The organism is Microbacterium sp. 2MCAF23, from assembly GCF_052115565.1.
In the GTDB taxonomy this organism is placed as follows: Bacteria; Actinomycetota; Actinomycetes; order Actinomycetales; family Microbacteriaceae; genus Microbacterium.
This window is the reverse complement of the sequence record NZ_JBFRGY010000006.1, coordinates 1-15,632: the sequence shown is the minus strand read 5'-3', so window position 1 is coordinate 15,632 and position 15,632 is coordinate 1. Positions and strand designations below refer to the sequence as shown.

The 15,632-nt window shown below is 70.4% G+C and carries 13 protein-coding genes, 1 tRNA gene and 2 pseudogenes; 5 read left to right on the top strand and 11 right to left on the bottom strand.

Annotated elements, in window-relative coordinates; all coding sequences use genetic code 11:
• Positions 1-103: 103 nt before the first annotated feature.
• A complete protein-coding gene (locus AB4078_RS07780) occupies positions 104-1,093 on the top strand; it encodes an acetylxylan esterase (protein ID WP_441976643.1) in 990 nt (329 codons plus the stop codon).
• On the opposite strand, the gene AB4078_RS07775 is transcribed toward AB4078_RS07780, so the two are convergent.
• From AB4078_RS07775 to AB4078_RS07765, 3 genes are all read right to left on the bottom strand, one after another.
• A complete protein-coding gene (locus AB4078_RS07775) occupies positions 1,080-1,781 on the bottom strand; it encodes an ABC transporter ATP-binding protein (RefSeq protein WP_441976642.1) in 702 nt (233 codons plus the stop codon). The two genes, AB4078_RS07780 and AB4078_RS07775, sit on opposite strands and share 14 nt — an antisense overlap.
• Before the next feature lie 31 nt (positions 1,782-1,812).
• Positions 1,813-3,345: an ABC transporter permease gene (locus AB4078_RS07770; RefSeq protein ID WP_441976641.1), complete on the bottom strand. Its 1,533-nt coding sequence runs from the start codon at positions 3,343-3,345 to the stop codon at positions 1,813-1,815.
• Between the two features lie 118 nt (positions 3,346-3,463).
• Positions 3,464-4,738 (bottom strand): FAD-binding oxidoreductase, encoded by a 1,275-nt coding sequence (locus AB4078_RS07765; protein ID WP_441976640.1) that lies wholly within the window; start codon positions 4,736-4,738, stop codon positions 3,464-3,466.
• Positions 4,739-4,815: 77 nt separating this feature from the next.
• Between AB4078_RS07765 and AB4078_RS07760 the strand changes: the two genes are divergently transcribed.
• Positions 4,816-5,550 (top strand): response regulator transcription factor, encoded by a 735-nt coding sequence (locus AB4078_RS07760; protein ID WP_440732389.1) that lies wholly within the window; start codon positions 4,816-4,818, stop codon positions 5,548-5,550.
• 72 nt (positions 5,551-5,622) lie between these two features.
• Positions 5,623-7,179 (top strand): sensor histidine kinase, encoded by a 1,557-nt coding sequence (locus AB4078_RS07755; RefSeq protein ID WP_441976639.1) that lies wholly within the window; start codon positions 5,623-5,625, stop codon positions 7,177-7,179.
• A 66-nt stretch (positions 7,180-7,245) separates the two neighbouring features.
• Here the strand turns inward: AB4078_RS07755 and AB4078_RS07750 are convergent, their stop codons facing one another.
• The 6 genes from AB4078_RS07750 to AB4078_RS07725 all read right to left on the bottom strand — a co-directional run bounded on the left by AB4078_RS07750 (position 7,246) and on the right by AB4078_RS07725 (position 12,813).
• The gene (locus AB4078_RS07750; RefSeq protein WP_441976638.1) at positions 7,246-8,769 is read right to left on the bottom strand and encodes an FAD-dependent oxidoreductase; all 1,524 of its coding nucleotides are present in this window, start codon (positions 8,767-8,769) and stop codon (positions 7,246-7,248) included.
• The gene (locus AB4078_RS07745) at positions 8,769-9,632 is read right to left on the bottom strand and encodes an FAD:protein FMN transferase (RefSeq protein WP_441976637.1); all 864 of its coding nucleotides are present in this window, start codon (positions 9,630-9,632) and stop codon (positions 8,769-8,771) included. Before AB4078_RS07745 ends, AB4078_RS07750 begins: the two co-directional genes overlap by 1 nt.
• A gap of 82 nt (positions 9,633-9,714) precedes the next feature.
• The gene (locus AB4078_RS07740; protein WP_441976636.1) at positions 9,715-10,197 is read right to left on the bottom strand and encodes an FMN-binding protein; all 483 of its coding nucleotides are present in this window, start codon (positions 10,195-10,197) and stop codon (positions 9,715-9,717) included.
• 68 nt (positions 10,198-10,265) lie between these two features.
• Complete coding sequence (locus AB4078_RS07735) at positions 10,266-11,303, bottom strand: ribose-phosphate diphosphokinase (protein ID WP_440732393.1); 1,038 nt, start codon at positions 11,301-11,303, stop codon at positions 10,266-10,268.
• 9 nt (positions 11,304-11,312) lie between these two features.
• Complete coding sequence (glmU, locus tag AB4078_RS07730) at positions 11,313-12,740, bottom strand: bifunctional UDP-N-acetylglucosamine diphosphorylase/glucosamine-1-phosphate N-acetyltransferase GlmU (protein ID WP_441976635.1); 1,428 nt, start codon at positions 12,738-12,740, stop codon at positions 11,313-11,315.
• A gap of 1 nt (position 12,741) precedes the next feature.
• Positions 12,742-12,813 (bottom strand) — tRNA-Gln (locus AB4078_RS07725).
• An 88-nt stretch (positions 12,814-12,901) separates the two neighbouring features.
• Between AB4078_RS07725 and AB4078_RS07720 the strand changes: the two are divergent.
• Positions 12,902-13,423: pseudogene (locus AB4078_RS07720) on the top strand (GNAT family N-acetyltransferase); the annotation flags it as partial.
• A gap of 7 nt (positions 13,424-13,430) precedes the next feature.
• On the top strand, positions 13,431-13,940 hold the full coding sequence (locus AB4078_RS07715) for a MarR family winged helix-turn-helix transcriptional regulator (protein ID WP_441976634.1): 510 nt from the start codon (positions 13,431-13,433) through the stop codon (positions 13,938-13,940).
• A gap of 54 nt (positions 13,941-13,994) precedes the next feature.
• On the opposite strand, the gene AB4078_RS07710 is transcribed toward AB4078_RS07715, so the two are convergent.
• A complete protein-coding gene (locus AB4078_RS07710) occupies positions 13,995-14,948 on the bottom strand; it encodes an aldo/keto reductase (protein WP_441976633.1) in 954 nt (317 codons plus the stop codon).
• 264 nt (positions 14,949-15,212) lie between these two features.
• Positions 15,213-15,632 (bottom strand): annotated as a pseudogene (locus tag AB4078_RS07705) (hypothetical protein); the annotation flags it as partial.

Below are 15,632 nucleotides of genomic sequence, written 5' to 3'. Positions count from 1 at the left end.
TTGCAATTCGTATGCGAGGATGTCAATGGATCGTCCTGTATGCGCCTGAACGCTGTCTGCGCGGCAGGATCGAGGAGGAGTGGAACCGGTGAGGAGTCAGTCGTTGCCCGACGCAATACCCGAAGAACTGACCGAGTACTCACTCGGAGCGCTGCTCGTACCTCCGCCGGATCTACCGGAGCCGGACGACTTCGACCGCTTCTGGCAGTCGACCTTCGAGGAGTTCGGCACCGGCACGGTCGGATGGCGGACCACTCGTGAGCGGGAAGCCACGCCGACCCATCACGTGACACAGATCCGCTTCCAATCCTCGGCCGGCGAGCCGGCCACCGCGTTCGTCATGGTCCCGCACGCGACGACCGGCATCCGGCGCGGGCTCGTGGTCGGACACGGCTACGGCGGACGCTCGGCACCCGATATCGAGCGCGTGCCCGCGGACACGGCCGCGATCTTCCCCTGCGCGCCGGGGACCAACGCGGATGCACCCAGCCGCTTCCCGGCGCTCCCCGCGGAGCACGTGCTCGCGGGCATCGCCGATCGAGACACCTACTCGCTCCGCTTCGCCGCCGCGGATATCTGGCGTGCGGCGAGCGTGCTGCTGGACATCGCCGCCCCGGCTGCGGACGCTCTCGACTTCAGTGGCAGCAGCTTCGGCGGCGGGATCGGCGCGATGGCGCTTCCTTGGGACGCGCGCTTCCGCCGTGCAGCACTGGACGTCCCCAGCTTCGGCGCGCACGCGATCCGACTCACCCGGCGCTGCACCGGGAGCGGTGAGGCCGTCCGGACGCATCTCCGCACGCACCCCGAGGTACGCTCCACGCTCGATTATCACGACGCGGCGACCGCGGCCCGCCGCATTCGCATTCCCGTGCACGTCGGCGCCGCCCTGCTCGACCCGGCCGTCGATCCACGGGGACAGTTCGCGGTCTACCATGCACTCGCCGGGCCGCGGCGCCTGACGGTGCGGGCCAACGGCCACATCGACGGCCCGGAAGGCCGGCTCGCCGATGCCCTGGCGCTGCAGGCGGCGATCGACTTCCTGGCGCTGCCCGCCGACCAGCTGCAGGCTCCGGTGGGTGTCACACCTCGGTGAGGCGGCCGTTCTTGAGTCGCAGGCGGCGGTGCGCGCGCTTCGCCACCGCCGAGTCGTGCGTGACCACGATGAGAGTGAGCCCCTCGGCGCAGAGCGCCTCGAGGAGCACGAGGATCTCGTCCCGCATCTCCTCGTCGAGGTTGCCGGTGGGCTCGTCGGCGAGCAGCACACGCGGCTTCTTCACGATCGCTCTGGCGATCGCCACGCGCTGCTGCTGACCACCGCTCAGCTCGCCGGGCAGATGATCGCCGCGGTCAGCCAGGCCCACGTGCGCGAGCGCCTCATCCACGCGAGCACGACGTTCCTCAGCCGGGATCGTGAGCGGCACGAGCGCCATCGCGACGTTCTCCCGCGCCGTGAGCGTGGGGATCAGGTTGAACCCTTGGAACACGAACCCGATCTCCTCGGCGCGCAGCCTGCCGAGCTCGCGATTCGACGCGGTGGACAGTTCTGTGCCGCCCAGCACCAGCGACCCGCCGGAGGGGCGGTCCAGTGCGCCGAGCAGCTGCAGCAGCGTGGACTTCCCTCCGCCGGTCGGGCCCTGGATGGTCACGAATTCGCCCGCCCTGATCTCGGCGGTCGCGCCGGTCAGCGCCGCGACCGTGCGTCCCTTCGTCCGGTAGGTGCGGGTGACGTCGATCAGGCGGTACAGCGCCTGCGGCTCGATCTCGATCTCAGTGATGCTCATGATGTCGTCTCTCCTGTTCGGGTTGCTGATGTCACGCGGCGGATCGGAGCGCTTCGGCCGGGCTCAGCCTCGCGGCCCGCCATCCGCCGATCGCACCGGCGACGAGGCCGCCGAGGATCGCCAGGCCGACAGCCGCGACGAGGATCCCCACGCTGAGGGGCGCATGCAGCACGACCGCCTGCGCGGCCTGGCCGAGCCCGCGGAAACCCTCGCCTCCTCCCGCACCGGGGAAACCTCCGCTCCCCGCGCCGGCTGCGGCCTGCCCGCCCCTGGCTGCCCCATCGCCACGCGCGAACCCGGCGGCCGACGCGCCGGAGATCGTGGGCTGTACGAGGTTCACGACGAGGATCCCGACCAGACCGAGCACGAGTCCGGCTGCCCCTCCGATAAGGCCCTGGACCAGCGACTCCCCGGCGACCTGGCGCACGATCCGTCCGTTCGACCACCCGATCGCCTTGAGCGTGCCGAACTCCCGCGTGCGGCGCGTGACGCCGGAGAGCGTGAACAGCACCGCGAGCAGCACGGCGACTGCGAGCACGATGAGGGACAGCCAGGTGCCGAGGCCCTCGATCATGCCGGCGGCGCTGGCGAGGGAACCGGAGACGGTGGAGGCGAGATCCGCCTGCGAGCTCACTGTCGCGGTCGGGAGGGCCTTGGCGAGTGCAGTCTGCACGGCGGCGATGTCGGACGCGGAGGCCGCCTTGACGTAGACCGTGGACACCACGTCGCCGGTGCCGGCGATCTTCTGGGCGGTGTCCAGCGGCAGGTAGACGTTCGCCGCGGTATCGGCGGAATCGGACGACGAGGCCACGATCCCGACGATCTTCACCGTGGATCCGCCGACGTCGATCGTGCCGCCGACACTCAGGCTCTTCGAGGTGGCGTAGGTGCTGTCCACCACGGCGACCAGCTGCCCCGCGTCGGCGCCATCGAGCGCGCGCCCCGACGAGACCTTCACCGATGAGAGCGGCCCCACCGACGTGCCCGCGGCCGGGTCGACGCCCAGGACCGTGAAGGAGTTGAGGCCGAAGTTGCCGCCGCCGAATCGCGGCCGCTCGCCGGTGCCCCCCTCGCCCGTCTGACCGGTGCCGTTCTGCCCGGTGTCGGTCTGACCGGTGCCGGTTCCGGCCTGAGTCCTCTGCTGGGCGATCTGCCCGTCGAACGTGAGGTTGGTCAGGCTGAACGCTCCCGTAGCCGCCGCGACACCGGCTGTGCCCGAGATCGTCTTCACTCCGGCCGCGTCGATCGTGCCGCGCGCCGGAGAAGCGCGCAGCACCGAGGTCTTCAGCGTGGTGCTGCCATCGCTCGCCGCGGCTCCGCCACCCGCCCCGAAGTCGAAGCGCTGCCCGGTGTCGCTGCCGCGCTCAGCAGGCGCGCCGGTGACCGTGAGATCGGTGCCCACCCCGTAGACCCGCGCAAGCGCCTGCGTCTGCGCGTCGCGCACGCCGGCCGCCAGCGCGTTGACGACGATGACCAGGGCGATCGCGATCGCGAGCCCCGCCGCGACGATCATCGTCTGCTTCTTCCGCCCGGCCAGTTCCCGGCGCAGATACGTCCCGTACATGCTTCTCCTTCGGTCACGCTCGTGCTGGTGACGCTAGGAGCCGGGTCTGGGGCGGATTGATGGCGCGGCTATGCGCGCGCTAAGCACGCCGCGGGCGCCGAGGCCGACGGCGGGACCGTCAGTCCGCCGGCGGGATGTTGTGATTGCCTGCGAACACGTTCTGCGGATCCCACTGCGCCTTCAGCACGCGCAGACGCGTCCATGCCTCCGGGGTGTAGAACACTCGGGGATCGGGGTTGGACGCCGGGTCCGCGAAGTTCGTGTACGCGGAGAGCCGGCCCTGCGCGATGGCGGCCAGCTCGGACCGCACCGCCTCGCGCTCCGCGTCGTCGAGCATGCCGGGGATGTCGAAGGCGACCGCCATCACGAACCAGGTGGCGGAGCGGGCAGGGAACGCCGTCGTCTCCTCTGCGACATCTCCGAACGCCCCGCCCAGCGAGCGCAGGAACACGACCGACACCGCGTGAGCGCGCCGGAAGGCCACCAGTCGCTCGATGAGGGCGTCGTCGAGCACGGTGAACAGCCCGTTCATCGACAGCATCGGCGGTGTGGGCTCATCGACGTCGTGCGGCATAGTGTTCAGCGCATCGCCGTAAGCCGTGCGGACGACCTCTCCGCGGACGCCGTCGACGGCGACGATCGGCCGTAGGGCTTCGTCGAGCGCCTCCTGATCGGTGCCGGCCCAGGTCACGGCCAGCCGTGCGCCCGCGGGGGCGCTCGGATCCATCGCCGGGACGTCCATATACGTCACTGTGAGTGCCCGCGGAGCGGACTCGAGGGCATCGCGCACCGTCCGCAGCAGCGCGGTCTGGTCCCCGTCGACGGCCAGTTCGCCCGCCAGGACGCCGTCGAGCGGCGCCGCGGCGAAGTCGAGCCGCGTCACCACACCGAAGTTCCCGCCCCCGCCGCGGATGGCCCAGAACAGATCGGCGTTCTCGGAGGCCGAGACCTCGCGCACCACTCCATCCGCCGTCACGAGCTGCGCCCCACGGAGCTGGTCGATCGCGAGCCCTCGGTCGCGCACCAGCAGGCCGATGCCGCCGCCGACGATCAGCCCGCCCACCCCGACGCTGGCAGTGTCGCCCGAGCTGATGGCGACTCCGTGCGGCGCGAGCGCCGCTGCGACCTCGCCCCACAACGCGCCGGCGCCGACCCGGACCATCCTGCCCTCGCCGGAATCCTCCCCGACCTCGAGCGACGACAACCTCCGCAGATCGATGGTGAGGTCCGCGGGCCGGGGCTTCCAGAACCCATGGCCCCCGGTGCGCACGGTCAGTCCCCTGCCCTCGTCGACCGCACGGCGCACCGCGGCGGCGACTTCTTCGGCATCGACAGGGTGCAGGATCTCGGGCTGGTTCGCGGCGGCGGAGGACGATGCGCTGAGTGAGCTCATGCCTGCGACGCTACGCGGCGGATCCGACATTCCAAAGCTCATAGGCAGCCCATAGGAAATTGAGGAGAATGGATCCCATGAACGATCACGCCACTGAGCTGCGCCGCCCCGATGGCTCTCCCCTGCGGATCCTCGCGGTCGACGACGAGCCGATGCTCACCGACCTCCTCGCCATGGCCCTGCGGATGGAGGGCTGGGAGGTGCGCACCGCCGGATCAGGACTCGAAGCGCTCCAGGTCGCCCGCGACTTCGGCCCCGACGCGCTGGTCCTCGACGTCATGATGCCCGACCTGGACGGGCTCGGCGTCCTCAAGCGCCTGCGCGAGCAGGGCAACATGGTGCCCGTCGTGTTCCTCACCGCCAAGGATGCGGTGAGCGACCGGATCGCGGGGCTCACCGCCGGCGGCGACGACTACGTCACCAAGCCGTTCAGTCTGGAGGAGGTCGTCGCGCGGCTGCGCGCGGTGATCCGCCGCTCGGGCGGCGCGACCACCGATGCCAGCGACTCGATCCTGCAGGTCGGCGACCTCACGCTCAACGAGGACAGCCACGAGGTCGTCCGCGGCGGCGACGAGATCGAGCTCACGGCCACCGAGTTCGAGCTGCTGCGCTTCCTGATGCGCAACGAGCGCCGCGTGCTGTCCAAGGCGCAGATCCTGGATCGGGTGTGGAGCTACGACTTCGGCGGGCGCTCCAGCGTCGTCGAGCTGTACATCTCGTACTTGCGCAAGAAGCTGGACGCAGGACGCGAGGTGGCGCTGATCCACACCGTGCGCGGCGTCGGCTACATGATCAAGGCGCCGCAGCAGTAAGCGCCGCAGCAGTAGGCAAGGCACCGCAGCGGCAGGACCGACTGCCCCGCGCACGAAGAAGGCACATCCTCGATGAATCCGTTCCGCACCCGACCCCGTGGTCCGCTGTCCCTGCAGACACGGCTGATGGCGGCGGTGACCGGTTTCGTCTCGCTCATCCTCGTGGTGATCGCGATCACGACGAGCGTGGTGCTCGGGAACGTGCTCAACGGCCGGCTGCAGGATGAACTGGCGACGACCGCGAAGAGCATCGGCGGCATCGCCCGGCAGCCGGCCGTGATCGGCCATTTCGTCCCCGACGCCGCAGACCTCGTGGTCGGGCCGACGGGCGTCCCCAACGGCACGCTCGTCATCGTGGTCTCGCAGAGCGGGTCAGCGACAGGCACAGTGGTCACGTCCGATCGGGTCGCACAAGACCTCACCGCCCTGCAGATCCATCAGGTCGTCACCGCGCTCTCGGAGGGACGCTACGCGGAGGATCTCTCCCAGCTCGGCGACTATCAGTTCGTGCATCAGCCCGTGCCGGCTACGGGCCCCACGCAGTTCGAGGTGATCACGGGCCTGCCCCGCGCGTCCACGGAAGCGCAGATCACGACGCTGTTCTCCATGATCGCGCTCACCACGATCGGCGGACTGATCCTGCTCGCGCTGTCCACCGCGATCACGATCCGGGTCGCGCTGCGGCCTCTGCGCGAGGTCGCCGCGACCGCGAACAGGGTCGCCAATCTGCCACTGGACCGCGGTGACGTGTCGATCACGGAGCGCGTGCCCGCCGCGGAAGCCGATCCGCGCACCGAGACCGGACTCGTCGGATCCGCGCTGAACACCCTCCTCGACCACGTCGACGCCTCGCTCGCGGTGCGTCAGCGCAACGAGGAGCGGATGCGGCAGTTCGTCGCGGACGCGAGCCACGAGCTGCGCACGCCGTTGTCCTCGATCCGCGGGTACTCGGAGCTGTCGCTGCGCGCGTTGTCGAAATCGGACGCGCCTGAGGATCCCGCCACCGCCTCCGCACACACCGCCCTGGAGCGCATCCAGGCGCAGTCGCTGCGGATGACGAGCCTGGTCGAGGACCTGCTGCTGCTCGCCCGCCTCGAAGAAGGCAGGGAGCTCTCCCTCTCCACCGTCGACCTCTCCCGGCTCGCGATCGAGGGCGTCGAGGATGCGCGCCCCACCGCACCGGACCACGAGTGGGCGATCGACGTGCCGGAGGAACCCGTCGAGCTCATCGGCGACACCGGCCGGCTGCAGCAGGTCGTCACGAACCTGCTCGCGAACGCGCGCACGCACACCCCCGCCGGCACGCACATCACGATCGAGGTGGCGGAGGAGACGTCCGAGGTCGTGCTCCGAGTCCGCGACGACGGACCCGGCATCGACCCCGCGGTGCGCGATGAACTGTTCAGCCGCTTCGCGCGCGGTGATCGCTCCCGCAACCGGGCCACCGGCGGATCCGGCCTCGGACTGTCGATCACGAAGGCGATCGTCGACGGCCACGGCGGCACGATCTCGGTCCAGAGCGAACCGGGCGCGACGGTGTTCACGGTGCGCCTGCCGAAGGTCCCGCAGCCGGCATCGACGACCGCAGCGGGCAGCCACCAGATCGGGCGCACTCTCGGCGGACGCTGAGCCGAGCCGATTCCTCGGCTCGTCGGACGCTACGAGCCGGACGGGTCCGGCCCGGCCCCTCCGAGCTCAGTACCCCGCGAAGGCGTCGGTCGTCACCCGGCGAGCGCCGCGCAGCGCGGGGGCGAGCTGCGCGATGAGCCGCGGCGGACCGGACACATAGGCGTGCCGGTGCGCCAGATCCGGCACCAGGGTCCGCAGCAGCGCCGCATCCAGCCGCGCCCCGCCGGCCCATTCCGCACCCGACGGCAAGGCGCCGGGGTCGTCGGGCGTGACCACCACGATCCGCGCACCGAACCCGCCGAGCTCCTGCAGGTACGCGCACTCCGCGGCCGAGGAGGCGACGAGCACGAGCACGGCGTCCGCCCTCTGCTGCGCGCCGAGCTGCGCCACGAACGGCGTCACGCCGATGCCGGCAGCGATGAGCAGCACTGGGGCACCACCGGCGGGCAGCACGAAATCGCCCCACACGCCGGTCGCGGTGAGCACGTCGTCCGGCTGCACGGCGGCGAGAGCGCGCTTATAACTCGAGCCCGGCTCCGCCTCGCGATATGCGATGCGGACGTACGGCAGCTCGGCCGGCGTGGAGACGATGCTGAACTCACGGCGCGTGCCCCGGCTGTCCGGACGGCGATGCGGCACCTGCAGCTCCAGGTACTGCCCCGGTGCGAACCGGAACGGGCGCCGCACCCGGAAGGTCAGCTCGTGCACGGTGGGCGTGACCGCGCGCCGGCGCACGAGCGAGAGCCGGATCCCGGCACGGGCGACGAGCACCGCCGCGAGGAGGTTGCCGACCAGCAACGCGCGCTCCTGACCGAGCGTGATGATCCCGAGGCTGATCGGCCAGCCGGCGAGCGCTCCCACGACCGTCGCGACCGACAGCTGCTGCCACCGACGAGACGGCAGGGTCAGCGGCTCGGAGAGCATGAAGGCGCCCAGGAACAGCACCGGCGACTGCAGCAGCACCGACGTCGCCAGCGCTCCGGGCTCGACCGCGAGCCCGGCTGCCGCGGACTGCACGGAGAGCCGCACGATCGACACGATCGCGTACACGACGACGAAGAGCAGCACGACCCGGATCCGCTCGGTGCGCCACAGCACGAGCAGTCCGAGCACGATCACGGGGATCGCCATCGCCGGAGTTCCGACCCACCAGGCCGAGAATCCGAGGCCGGTGACCGTGAGCACCGTCGCGCCGACGGCCGCCGGATTGAACAGGTGCCTCCCCCGCCACACCAGCAGGTACTTGGAGGCTGCCGCGATCACGCCCGCGAGCGCGATACCGCCGACCTGGTCGGGGTTCGCGCCCGGCTGCACGACGAACAGCAGGATGAGCGCGGTGATCAACGACGACTCGACACGACGCGGGGCCCGCACCAGCGCCTGGCCGACCGCGTCCGCGCAGAGGGTCGCCAGCATCAGCAGCGCCAGCGTGGCGAGGACGTCGAGCGGCGTGGAGGAGATCGCGCCGACCGCCGACAGGATCACGGCGATCGCGGCGAGCACCAGCAGCGCGTACAGCGTGAGCCGATACATCGACAGCCGCCCGAGCTGCGCGACCACGCGCTGCCGCGCGCCGATCAACATCGCCATCACACGAACACCTCCATCCGGTTCCCCGCCGACCATTCGACCGCTCCATCCGTGGTCATCCGCACCCATTCCACACCGCACCGCGCGGCGAACTCGGCACCGCCGTCGAAGAACAGCGCCGTGGCGACCGCATCCGCGACCATCGCGTAGGCGGCGATGACCCAGGTCGCAGCGTAAGTGCGCACCGGTTCCCCGGTTCGCGCATCCAGCACGTGGTGCAGCCCACTGCGCTCCCCCGGCCACGCCCGCCTGTTCACGGCGGACCCGCACAGGGCCGCGTCCGAGACCGTGGCGACGCCGATCGCGCTCGTGGCGTCGAACGGATGCTCCAGCCCCACGCGGATCGACGCGCCGCTCACCCGCAGGTCACCCCCGGCGTCGGTCAGGCGTTCGACATGCCCGAGGGTTCCGAGCAGGTCGTGCACGACGTCGACGATCCGGCCCTTGCCGATCGCACCGACATCGATGAGGTCGGGTTCGCGAAGCTCGAGGGCGCCATCGTCCCACGCGAGCCGGTCCATCCAGTCCACGGGGGCCGGCCGCGCGCCCCGGTCACGGAACGAGTACGCGGCGTCGTAGCCGCGCGACGCGAGGCTGTCTCCGATGAGGGGCTGGACGGCGCCGTCCGTCGCCAGCGACAGCTCCCGGTACAGATCGAGCATCGCCGCCGCATCCGGTGGCGCCGGCACCTCCTGAGGTTCCCCGGCGAGGGCCGTGACGAGCGAGTCGGCGCGAAAGCGCGACCAGGTGTGGTCGAAGTCGTCGATCGTCTCGCGCACGGCGTCGCGCTCGCCTTCGGGAAGAGGATTCGCCGTGCCGATCTCCCAGATCGTCCCGATCGCGTCGAAACGCCAGATGTCCATCAGCGTGCGTCCCCCGCGCGCAGTGTTCGACGGTCCGAGGGCGGGAAGGAGCACACCGCCGGCACGGGCCGGGTTCCCACCCCTAGCCCTTGGCTTCGGTGCGGATGGTGGCCAGCGCCTGATTGAAACCCTTGCTGGTCAGTGAGGATCCGGAGACCCGGCTGACGGAGATGTCGTCGAGCTTCTTGCCGACGACCTGTGCGGCTATCCCGCCGATGAACTGCGACTGGTAGTGCTTCGTCTCCGACGCCTGGGGGTCGCCGGTGACCTCGACCTTCGTGACCGTGTCCTGGGAGACCGTGAGGGCGACCGTGATCTTCTCCACCGTCTCCGGGGTCTGATAGGAGCCGTCGGCCGTGTAGGTGCCGTCCTTGTACGTCGAGCCGGAATCGGCCGCGGACGCGGTGCTCGTCGCGGACGGTGCAGCATCCGCGCTCGTCTGCGGCGCGGGCGTCTCCGTCGTGGTCTCCGCGGAGGACGACTCGGCCGCGCATCCCGCCAGCAGGAGCGTTCCGGCGATGCCGACGAGAGCGGATCCGTGACGTACTGAAGGAGAGAGCTTCATGGGATCCAGCTTCCGCAACCGTCCTATGCGCCGCCTTTGAGATGACGCTGTGCCTGGTGAAGCCGGTGTCAGGCGGCGCCGTCGAACATGCTCGTGACGGATCCGTCCTCGAAGACCTGACGGATCGCGGTCGCCAGCAGCGGCGCGATCGGCAGGATGCGCAGGCCCGGGAACCGTCGCGATGCGGACAGCGGGATCGTGTCGGTGACGACGACCTCGTCGATCGCGGAGTCCTGCAGGCGCTCGCTGGCCGGATCCGAGAAGATCGCGTGGGTCGCGGCGACGATCACCTTGCGGGCGCCGTTGGCCTTGAGCGCCTGTGCCGCCTTCACGATCGTGCCGCCGGTGTCGATCATGTCGTCGACGAGGAGGCAGGTGCGTCCGTCCACGGTGCCGACGATCTCGTGGACCGAGACCTGGTTGGCGACCTTGGGGTCACGGCGCTTGTGGATGATCGCGAGCGGGGCGTCGAGGCTGTCCGACCAGGTGTCGGCGACGCGCACACGGCCCATATCCGGCGAGACGATGGTGAGCGTGGCGCGGTCCTCGGCCGTGAGCGTCTCCTCGAAGTGCTGGAGGAGGACGGGCTTGGCGAAGAGGTGGTCGACAGGGCCGTCGAAGAAGCCCTGGATCTGCGCGGCGTGCAGGTCGACGCTCATGACCCGGTCGGCACCGGCGACCTTGAGCATGTCGGCGACGAGGCGGGCCGAGATCGGCTCACGGCCGCGACCCTTCTTGTCCTGACGTGCGTACGGGTAGTACGGCGCAACGACGGTGATGCGTTTGGCCGACGCGCGCTTGGCGGCGTCGAGCATGATGAGCGTCTCCATGAGCCACTCGTTGATCGGCTCGCCGAAGGACTGGATGATGAACAGGTCGCAGCCGCGGATCGACACCTCGAAGCGGGCGTAGAGCTCACCGGAGGCGAAGGTGCGGTGCTCGACCGGTGCGATCTCGGTGCCGAGCGCGGCGGCGACCGCCGAGACCAGCTCGGGATGCGAGCGACCTCCGGCGACGACGAGTCGCTTCTTGGTCTTGGCGACCAGTCCTGGCGCGATGTCGTTCTCGCGATCCAGCTCGACCGTCGTGTTCTTCTTGCGCCCCATCGGACCCGCCTATTCCGCCGAATCGGCACGCGCCGCGTCTGCGGCGGCCGTGCCTGCCCTGTTCTTCTCGACCCACCCCTCGATATTGCGCTGGGGTGCGACACTCATGGCGAGTGCACCGGCGGGGACGTCCTTGCGGACGACGGCGCCGGCGCCGGTCTTCGCGCCGGCACCCAGCCTAACGGGCGCGACGAGCACCGTGTGCGAGCCGGTGTGCACCTCGTCCCCGATCTCGGTGTGGTGCTTGTTCACATCGTCGTAGTTCGCCGTGATCGTCGACGCCCCGAGGTTCACGCCGCGGCCGACCGTGGCATCGCCGACGTAGGAGAGATGCGGCACCTTCGAACCGTCGCCGATCTGCGCGTTCTTGGTCTCGACATAGGCGCCGATCTTGCCCTCCGCACCGAGCGTGGTGCCCGCGCGCAGGAACGAGAACGGGCCGACGGTCGCGCCGGCGCCGATCACGGCGAGCGTCGCCTCGGAGCGGCGCACGGTCGCGTCCTCCCCGACCTCGGTGCTGACGAGCGTGGTGTCGGGGCCGATGATCGCGCCGCTCGCCACCGTGCTGGCGCGCAGGATGTGCGTGTTGGGCAGGATCGTGACATCGGGAGCCAGGGTGACGTCGTCGTCGATCCAGGTCGTCGCCGGATCCTGGATCGTGACGCCCTCGCGCTGCCAGCGGCGCACGATGCGGTCGTTCAACGTGCGCGCGGCTTCGGCGAGCTGAATCCGGTCGTTGATGCCGAACGTCGCGGCCGTGTCTGCGGCGATCTCTACGGCCACCTTCTCATCGCGCTCGCGCAGCAGTCCGATCACGGTGGTCAGGTACATCTCGCCCTGCGCGTTGTCGGTGGTTACCTTCGCGAGCTCGGCGCGGAGCAGATCCGCACGGAACACGTACACGCCGGCGTTGATCTCGCGTGTGGCCTTCTCCGCCTCGTCGGCGTCTTTCTGCTCGACGATGCGGGCGACATCGCCGGCGGCGTCGCGGATGATGCGGCCGTAGCCGTTCGGGTCGTCGACGATCGCGCTCAGCACGGTCGCCGCGGCCGCAGCGGCGCGATGCCCGTCGATGAGTCCCTGCAGCGTCGCGGCCTCGAGCAGCGGCACATCGCCGGAGAGCACGAGCACGTCGCCGTCGAAGCCCGCAGGCAGCGCATCGAGGGCGACCTGCACGGCACGCCCGGTGCCGGGGATCTCGTCCTGGTCGACGATGACCGCCTCCGGGTGCTCCGCGGCCAGCGCCTCGACCACCTGGTCGCGCTCATGGCGCACGACCACCTCGACCGTGTCCGCTCCCAGCCGCGAGGCCGTGGCGAGCACGTGGCCGACCAGCGTGCGTCCGGCGATCGGGTGCAGCACCTTCGGGAGGCGGGACTTCATGCGCGTACCCTGGCCTGCGGCGAGGACGACGATGGCGAGTGCGTTCTGCGTCATGCTCCGCCGCCAGGATTCGAACCTGGACCCCACAGCTCCAAAGGCTGGGGTGCTGCCGTTACACCACGGCGGACCGCGGTCGCCGGGCGCCCGCTTCTCAATTCTGCCATGCGCCGTCTGCGTGATCCGGCCGGAACCCGTCGGCAACATCCTCGCAACGTCGTTGCGCGACGCTTGGGGTCATGACGATCCGCATCGCTCGCGTGCACGCTGCGACGCCCGACCTCGAGGCCTTCCTGGGCGACCATCTCCGCGACATGCAGGCGACCGCGCCGCCGGAGAGCCGGCATGCCCTGGACATCTCGCGCCTGCTCTCGCCGCGCGTGCGCCTGTTCGCCGCGACGGTGGACGGCGCGCTGGTCGGCACCGGGGCGCTCGCCGAGCTCGAGCCGGGTCACGAGGAGCTGAAGTCCATGCGCACCTCGCCCCAGATGCGCGGCCGGGGTGTCGGATCCGTGATGCTGGCGGCCCTGCTCTGCGACGCGCGCGATCGCGGGATCGAACGCGTGTCGCTGGAGACCGGTGCGAGCGACTTCTTCTGGGCCGCGCACAGGCTGTACACGAAGGCCGGTTTCGACGAGTGCGAGCCGTTCGGCTCCTATGTCGAGGATCCGCACAGCATCTTCCTCACGGTGCGGGTCGCACCACGACCGGCCATGAGCAACCGCTCCGGGCCGGGATAATGGGCGGATGAGCATCGGCGATCCATCCGCAGGCGACGAGGTCGACCGGATCGTCGCGGCGTGGAACACGCAGCGGCCCGATCTCGACTTCTCGCCGCTCGAGGTGCTCTCGCGGGTCGATCGCCTCTCGCGGCTGCTCGATCGCGCGCGCCGCGACGTGTTCCGCCGCAGCGATCTCGAGCCGTGGGAGTGGGATGTGCTTTCCGCCCTGCGCCGTGCGGGCGCCCCGTTCCAGCTCAGCCCGAAGCAGCTGTTGCAGCAGACCCTGGTCTCGAGCGGCACCATGACGAACCGCATCGACCGTCTCGTCGGCCGCCGTCTCGTGCGCCGCGAGGCGGATCCCGGTGACGGCCGCAGCGTGCTGGTCACCCTCACCGACGACGGCCGGGTGCGCGTGGATGCCGCGATCACGCGTCTGGTGGACGCCGAGGCGACGCTGCTCTCTGCGCTCTCCCGCAGCGATCGCGAGCGGCTCGCGGCGCTGCTGCGCAAGCTCAGCCTGAGCTTCGACGCCTGACCGCGTTCACCCCTGCGGCGGTACATCCCGCCGCAGGGGTGATCGCCTTCGCCGTCAGACCCGCGTCGGCGTCCACTCCGAGACGTCGCTGAGGCGGGCGACCTCCTCGGCGGAGAGCTCCAGCCGCCCGCCCGTGAGCAGGTCAGCGACCTGTTCGGCCGTGCGCGCGCTGGCGATCGGGGCGGCCACGGTCGGCTGCGCCCGCAGCCACGCGAGCGCGGTCGCGGCGATCGAGGCGCCGTGCGCATCGCCGATCTCCTCGAGCGCGTCGATGATGCGCAGTCCGTGCTCCGTCGCGTACTTCGCCGCACCCGAGGCGCGGGGCGAGGACTGTCCGGTCGCGTCGGTCGAACGGTACTTGCCCGTGAGGAACCCGCTCGCGAGCGCGTAGTACGGGATGACGCTCAGCCCGAACTCGGTCGCGAGCGGAACGATGGTCTCCTCGACCTCGTTGCGGTGCACGAGGTTGTAATGCGGCTGCACCGCGACCGGCAGTGCGACGCCGGTGGATCGGGCAATCCGGATCCATTCGCGGATCCGGTCCGCGGAGTAGTTCGACACGGCGATGTTGCGGACCAGGCCGTCCGTCACCAGCTGACCGAAGGCCGCGACGGTCTCCTCGAGCGGCACGCTCTCGTCGTCGAAATGCGCGTAGTACAGGTCGATCGCGTCCACGCCGAGCCGATCGAGCGAGGCCTCCGCGGCGCGGCGCACGTTCGCCGCCGACAGACCGCGGAATTGCGGGTGCTGGCTCACCTTCGTCGCGACTACGACGCCCTCCGGACCGCGCGAGGCGAGCCACTCCCCGATGATCGTCTCGCTCTCCCCGCCCTGGTTGCCCTCCACCCACGCGCTGTACACGTCGGCCGTGTCGATGAAGTCGCCGCCGCCTGCCACGAAGGCATCCAGAACGGCGAAGGACGCGTCGTGATCGGCGGTCCAGCCGAACACGTTGCCGCCGAGCGAGAGCGGGAAGACGGAGAGGTCACTGGATCCGATGCGAGTCATGCTCGGGGCAACCGATCGGCCGCGGAGAGTATTTCCATGTGACGCCGGATGACCCCCGCACGCCCGGGCACCGGCGGAAGGGCCTCGCTCGTCGAGCAGCGCGTCGCTCTAAAAGGGCGGTGGGTCGTTCGTGCGGAATCCTGTCGGGGTGATGACTTGGACGGTCCGGTTCTCGCGGTTCCGGTAGATCATCCGGGTGCGATGTCGTCGCACATGATCGGCGGGGCACAGTGGTCGCAGGTTGGCGATGTCGGTGAGGCCACCTCAGGACCACATCTGTGCATGGTCGAGGTCGGCGTCGAGGGCGAGGCGGTCGCAGCCGTCTCTCGCGCAGGTGCCGTGCTGCAGGACCAGCCAGTCCCGCTGCGCTTTCGTGGGTCGGTAGGTGCGCCGATCCATGTCCAAGACCACCCCGCGGACCGGATCCGTGATCACCCGCCGGAACCCGGTCGCGTCCAGGAACGCCTGCCGTGCGGTGGCCGGGTCGATCGGACCGTGCCCGACCAGCTGCGCCTCCGTGCCCGAGGCGACCGGGTTGCCCGCCGGACTCAGCGAAGAGCCAGCGCTCGCCGTGGTGGCGGCGACGCCCGCGATGGCGGCGACACCGAACGCGGATCCGGGATTGACACCGGCGAGCAACCCGATCGGGACGGTCACGAACACCGTCGTCTTCACCGCCTTGTC

Excerpts from the sequence above, each read along its gene's own strand:
- AB4078_RS07775 (WP_441976642.1), bottom strand. The coding sequence starts at position 1,781 with ATGAGCATCACTGAGATCGAGATCGAGCCGCAGGCGCTGTACCGCCTG.
- AB4078_RS07770 (WP_441976641.1), bottom strand. The coding sequence starts at position 3,345 with ATGTACGGGACGTATCTGCGCCGGGAACTGGCCGGGCGGAAGAAGCAG.
- AB4078_RS07765 (WP_441976640.1), bottom strand. The coding sequence starts at position 4,738 with ATGAGCTCACTCAGCGCATCGTCCTCCGCCGCCGCGAACCAGCCCGAG.
- AB4078_RS07760 (WP_440732389.1), top strand. The coding sequence starts at position 4,816 with ATGAACGATCACGCCACTGAGCTGCGCCGCCCCGATGGCTCTCCCCTG.
- AB4078_RS07755 (WP_441976639.1), top strand. The coding sequence starts at position 5,623 with ATGAATCCGTTCCGCACCCGACCCCGTGGTCCGCTGTCCCTGCAGACA.
- AB4078_RS07750 (WP_441976638.1), bottom strand. The coding sequence starts at position 8,769 with ATGGCGATGTTGATCGGCGCGCGGCAGCGCGTGGTCGCGCAGCTCGGG.
- AB4078_RS07745 (WP_441976637.1), bottom strand. The coding sequence starts at position 9,632 with ATGGACATCTGGCGTTTCGACGCGATCGGGACGATCTGGGAGATCGGC.
- AB4078_RS07740 (WP_441976636.1), bottom strand. The coding sequence starts at position 10,197 with ATGAAGCTCTCTCCTTCAGTACGTCACGGATCCGCTCTCGTCGGCATC.
- AB4078_RS07735 (WP_440732393.1), bottom strand. The coding sequence starts at position 11,303 with ATGGGGCGCAAGAAGAACACGACGGTCGAGCTGGATCGCGAGAACGAC.
- glmU (WP_441976635.1), bottom strand. The coding sequence starts at position 12,740 with ATGACGCAGAACGCACTCGCCATCGTCGTCCTCGCCGCAGGCCAGGGT.
- AB4078_RS07715 (WP_441976634.1), top strand. The coding sequence starts at position 13,431 with ATGAGCATCGGCGATCCATCCGCAGGCGACGAGGTCGACCGGATCGTC.
- AB4078_RS07710 (WP_441976633.1), bottom strand. The coding sequence starts at position 14,948 with ATGACTCGCATCGGATCCAGTGACCTCTCCGTCTTCCCGCTCTCGCTC.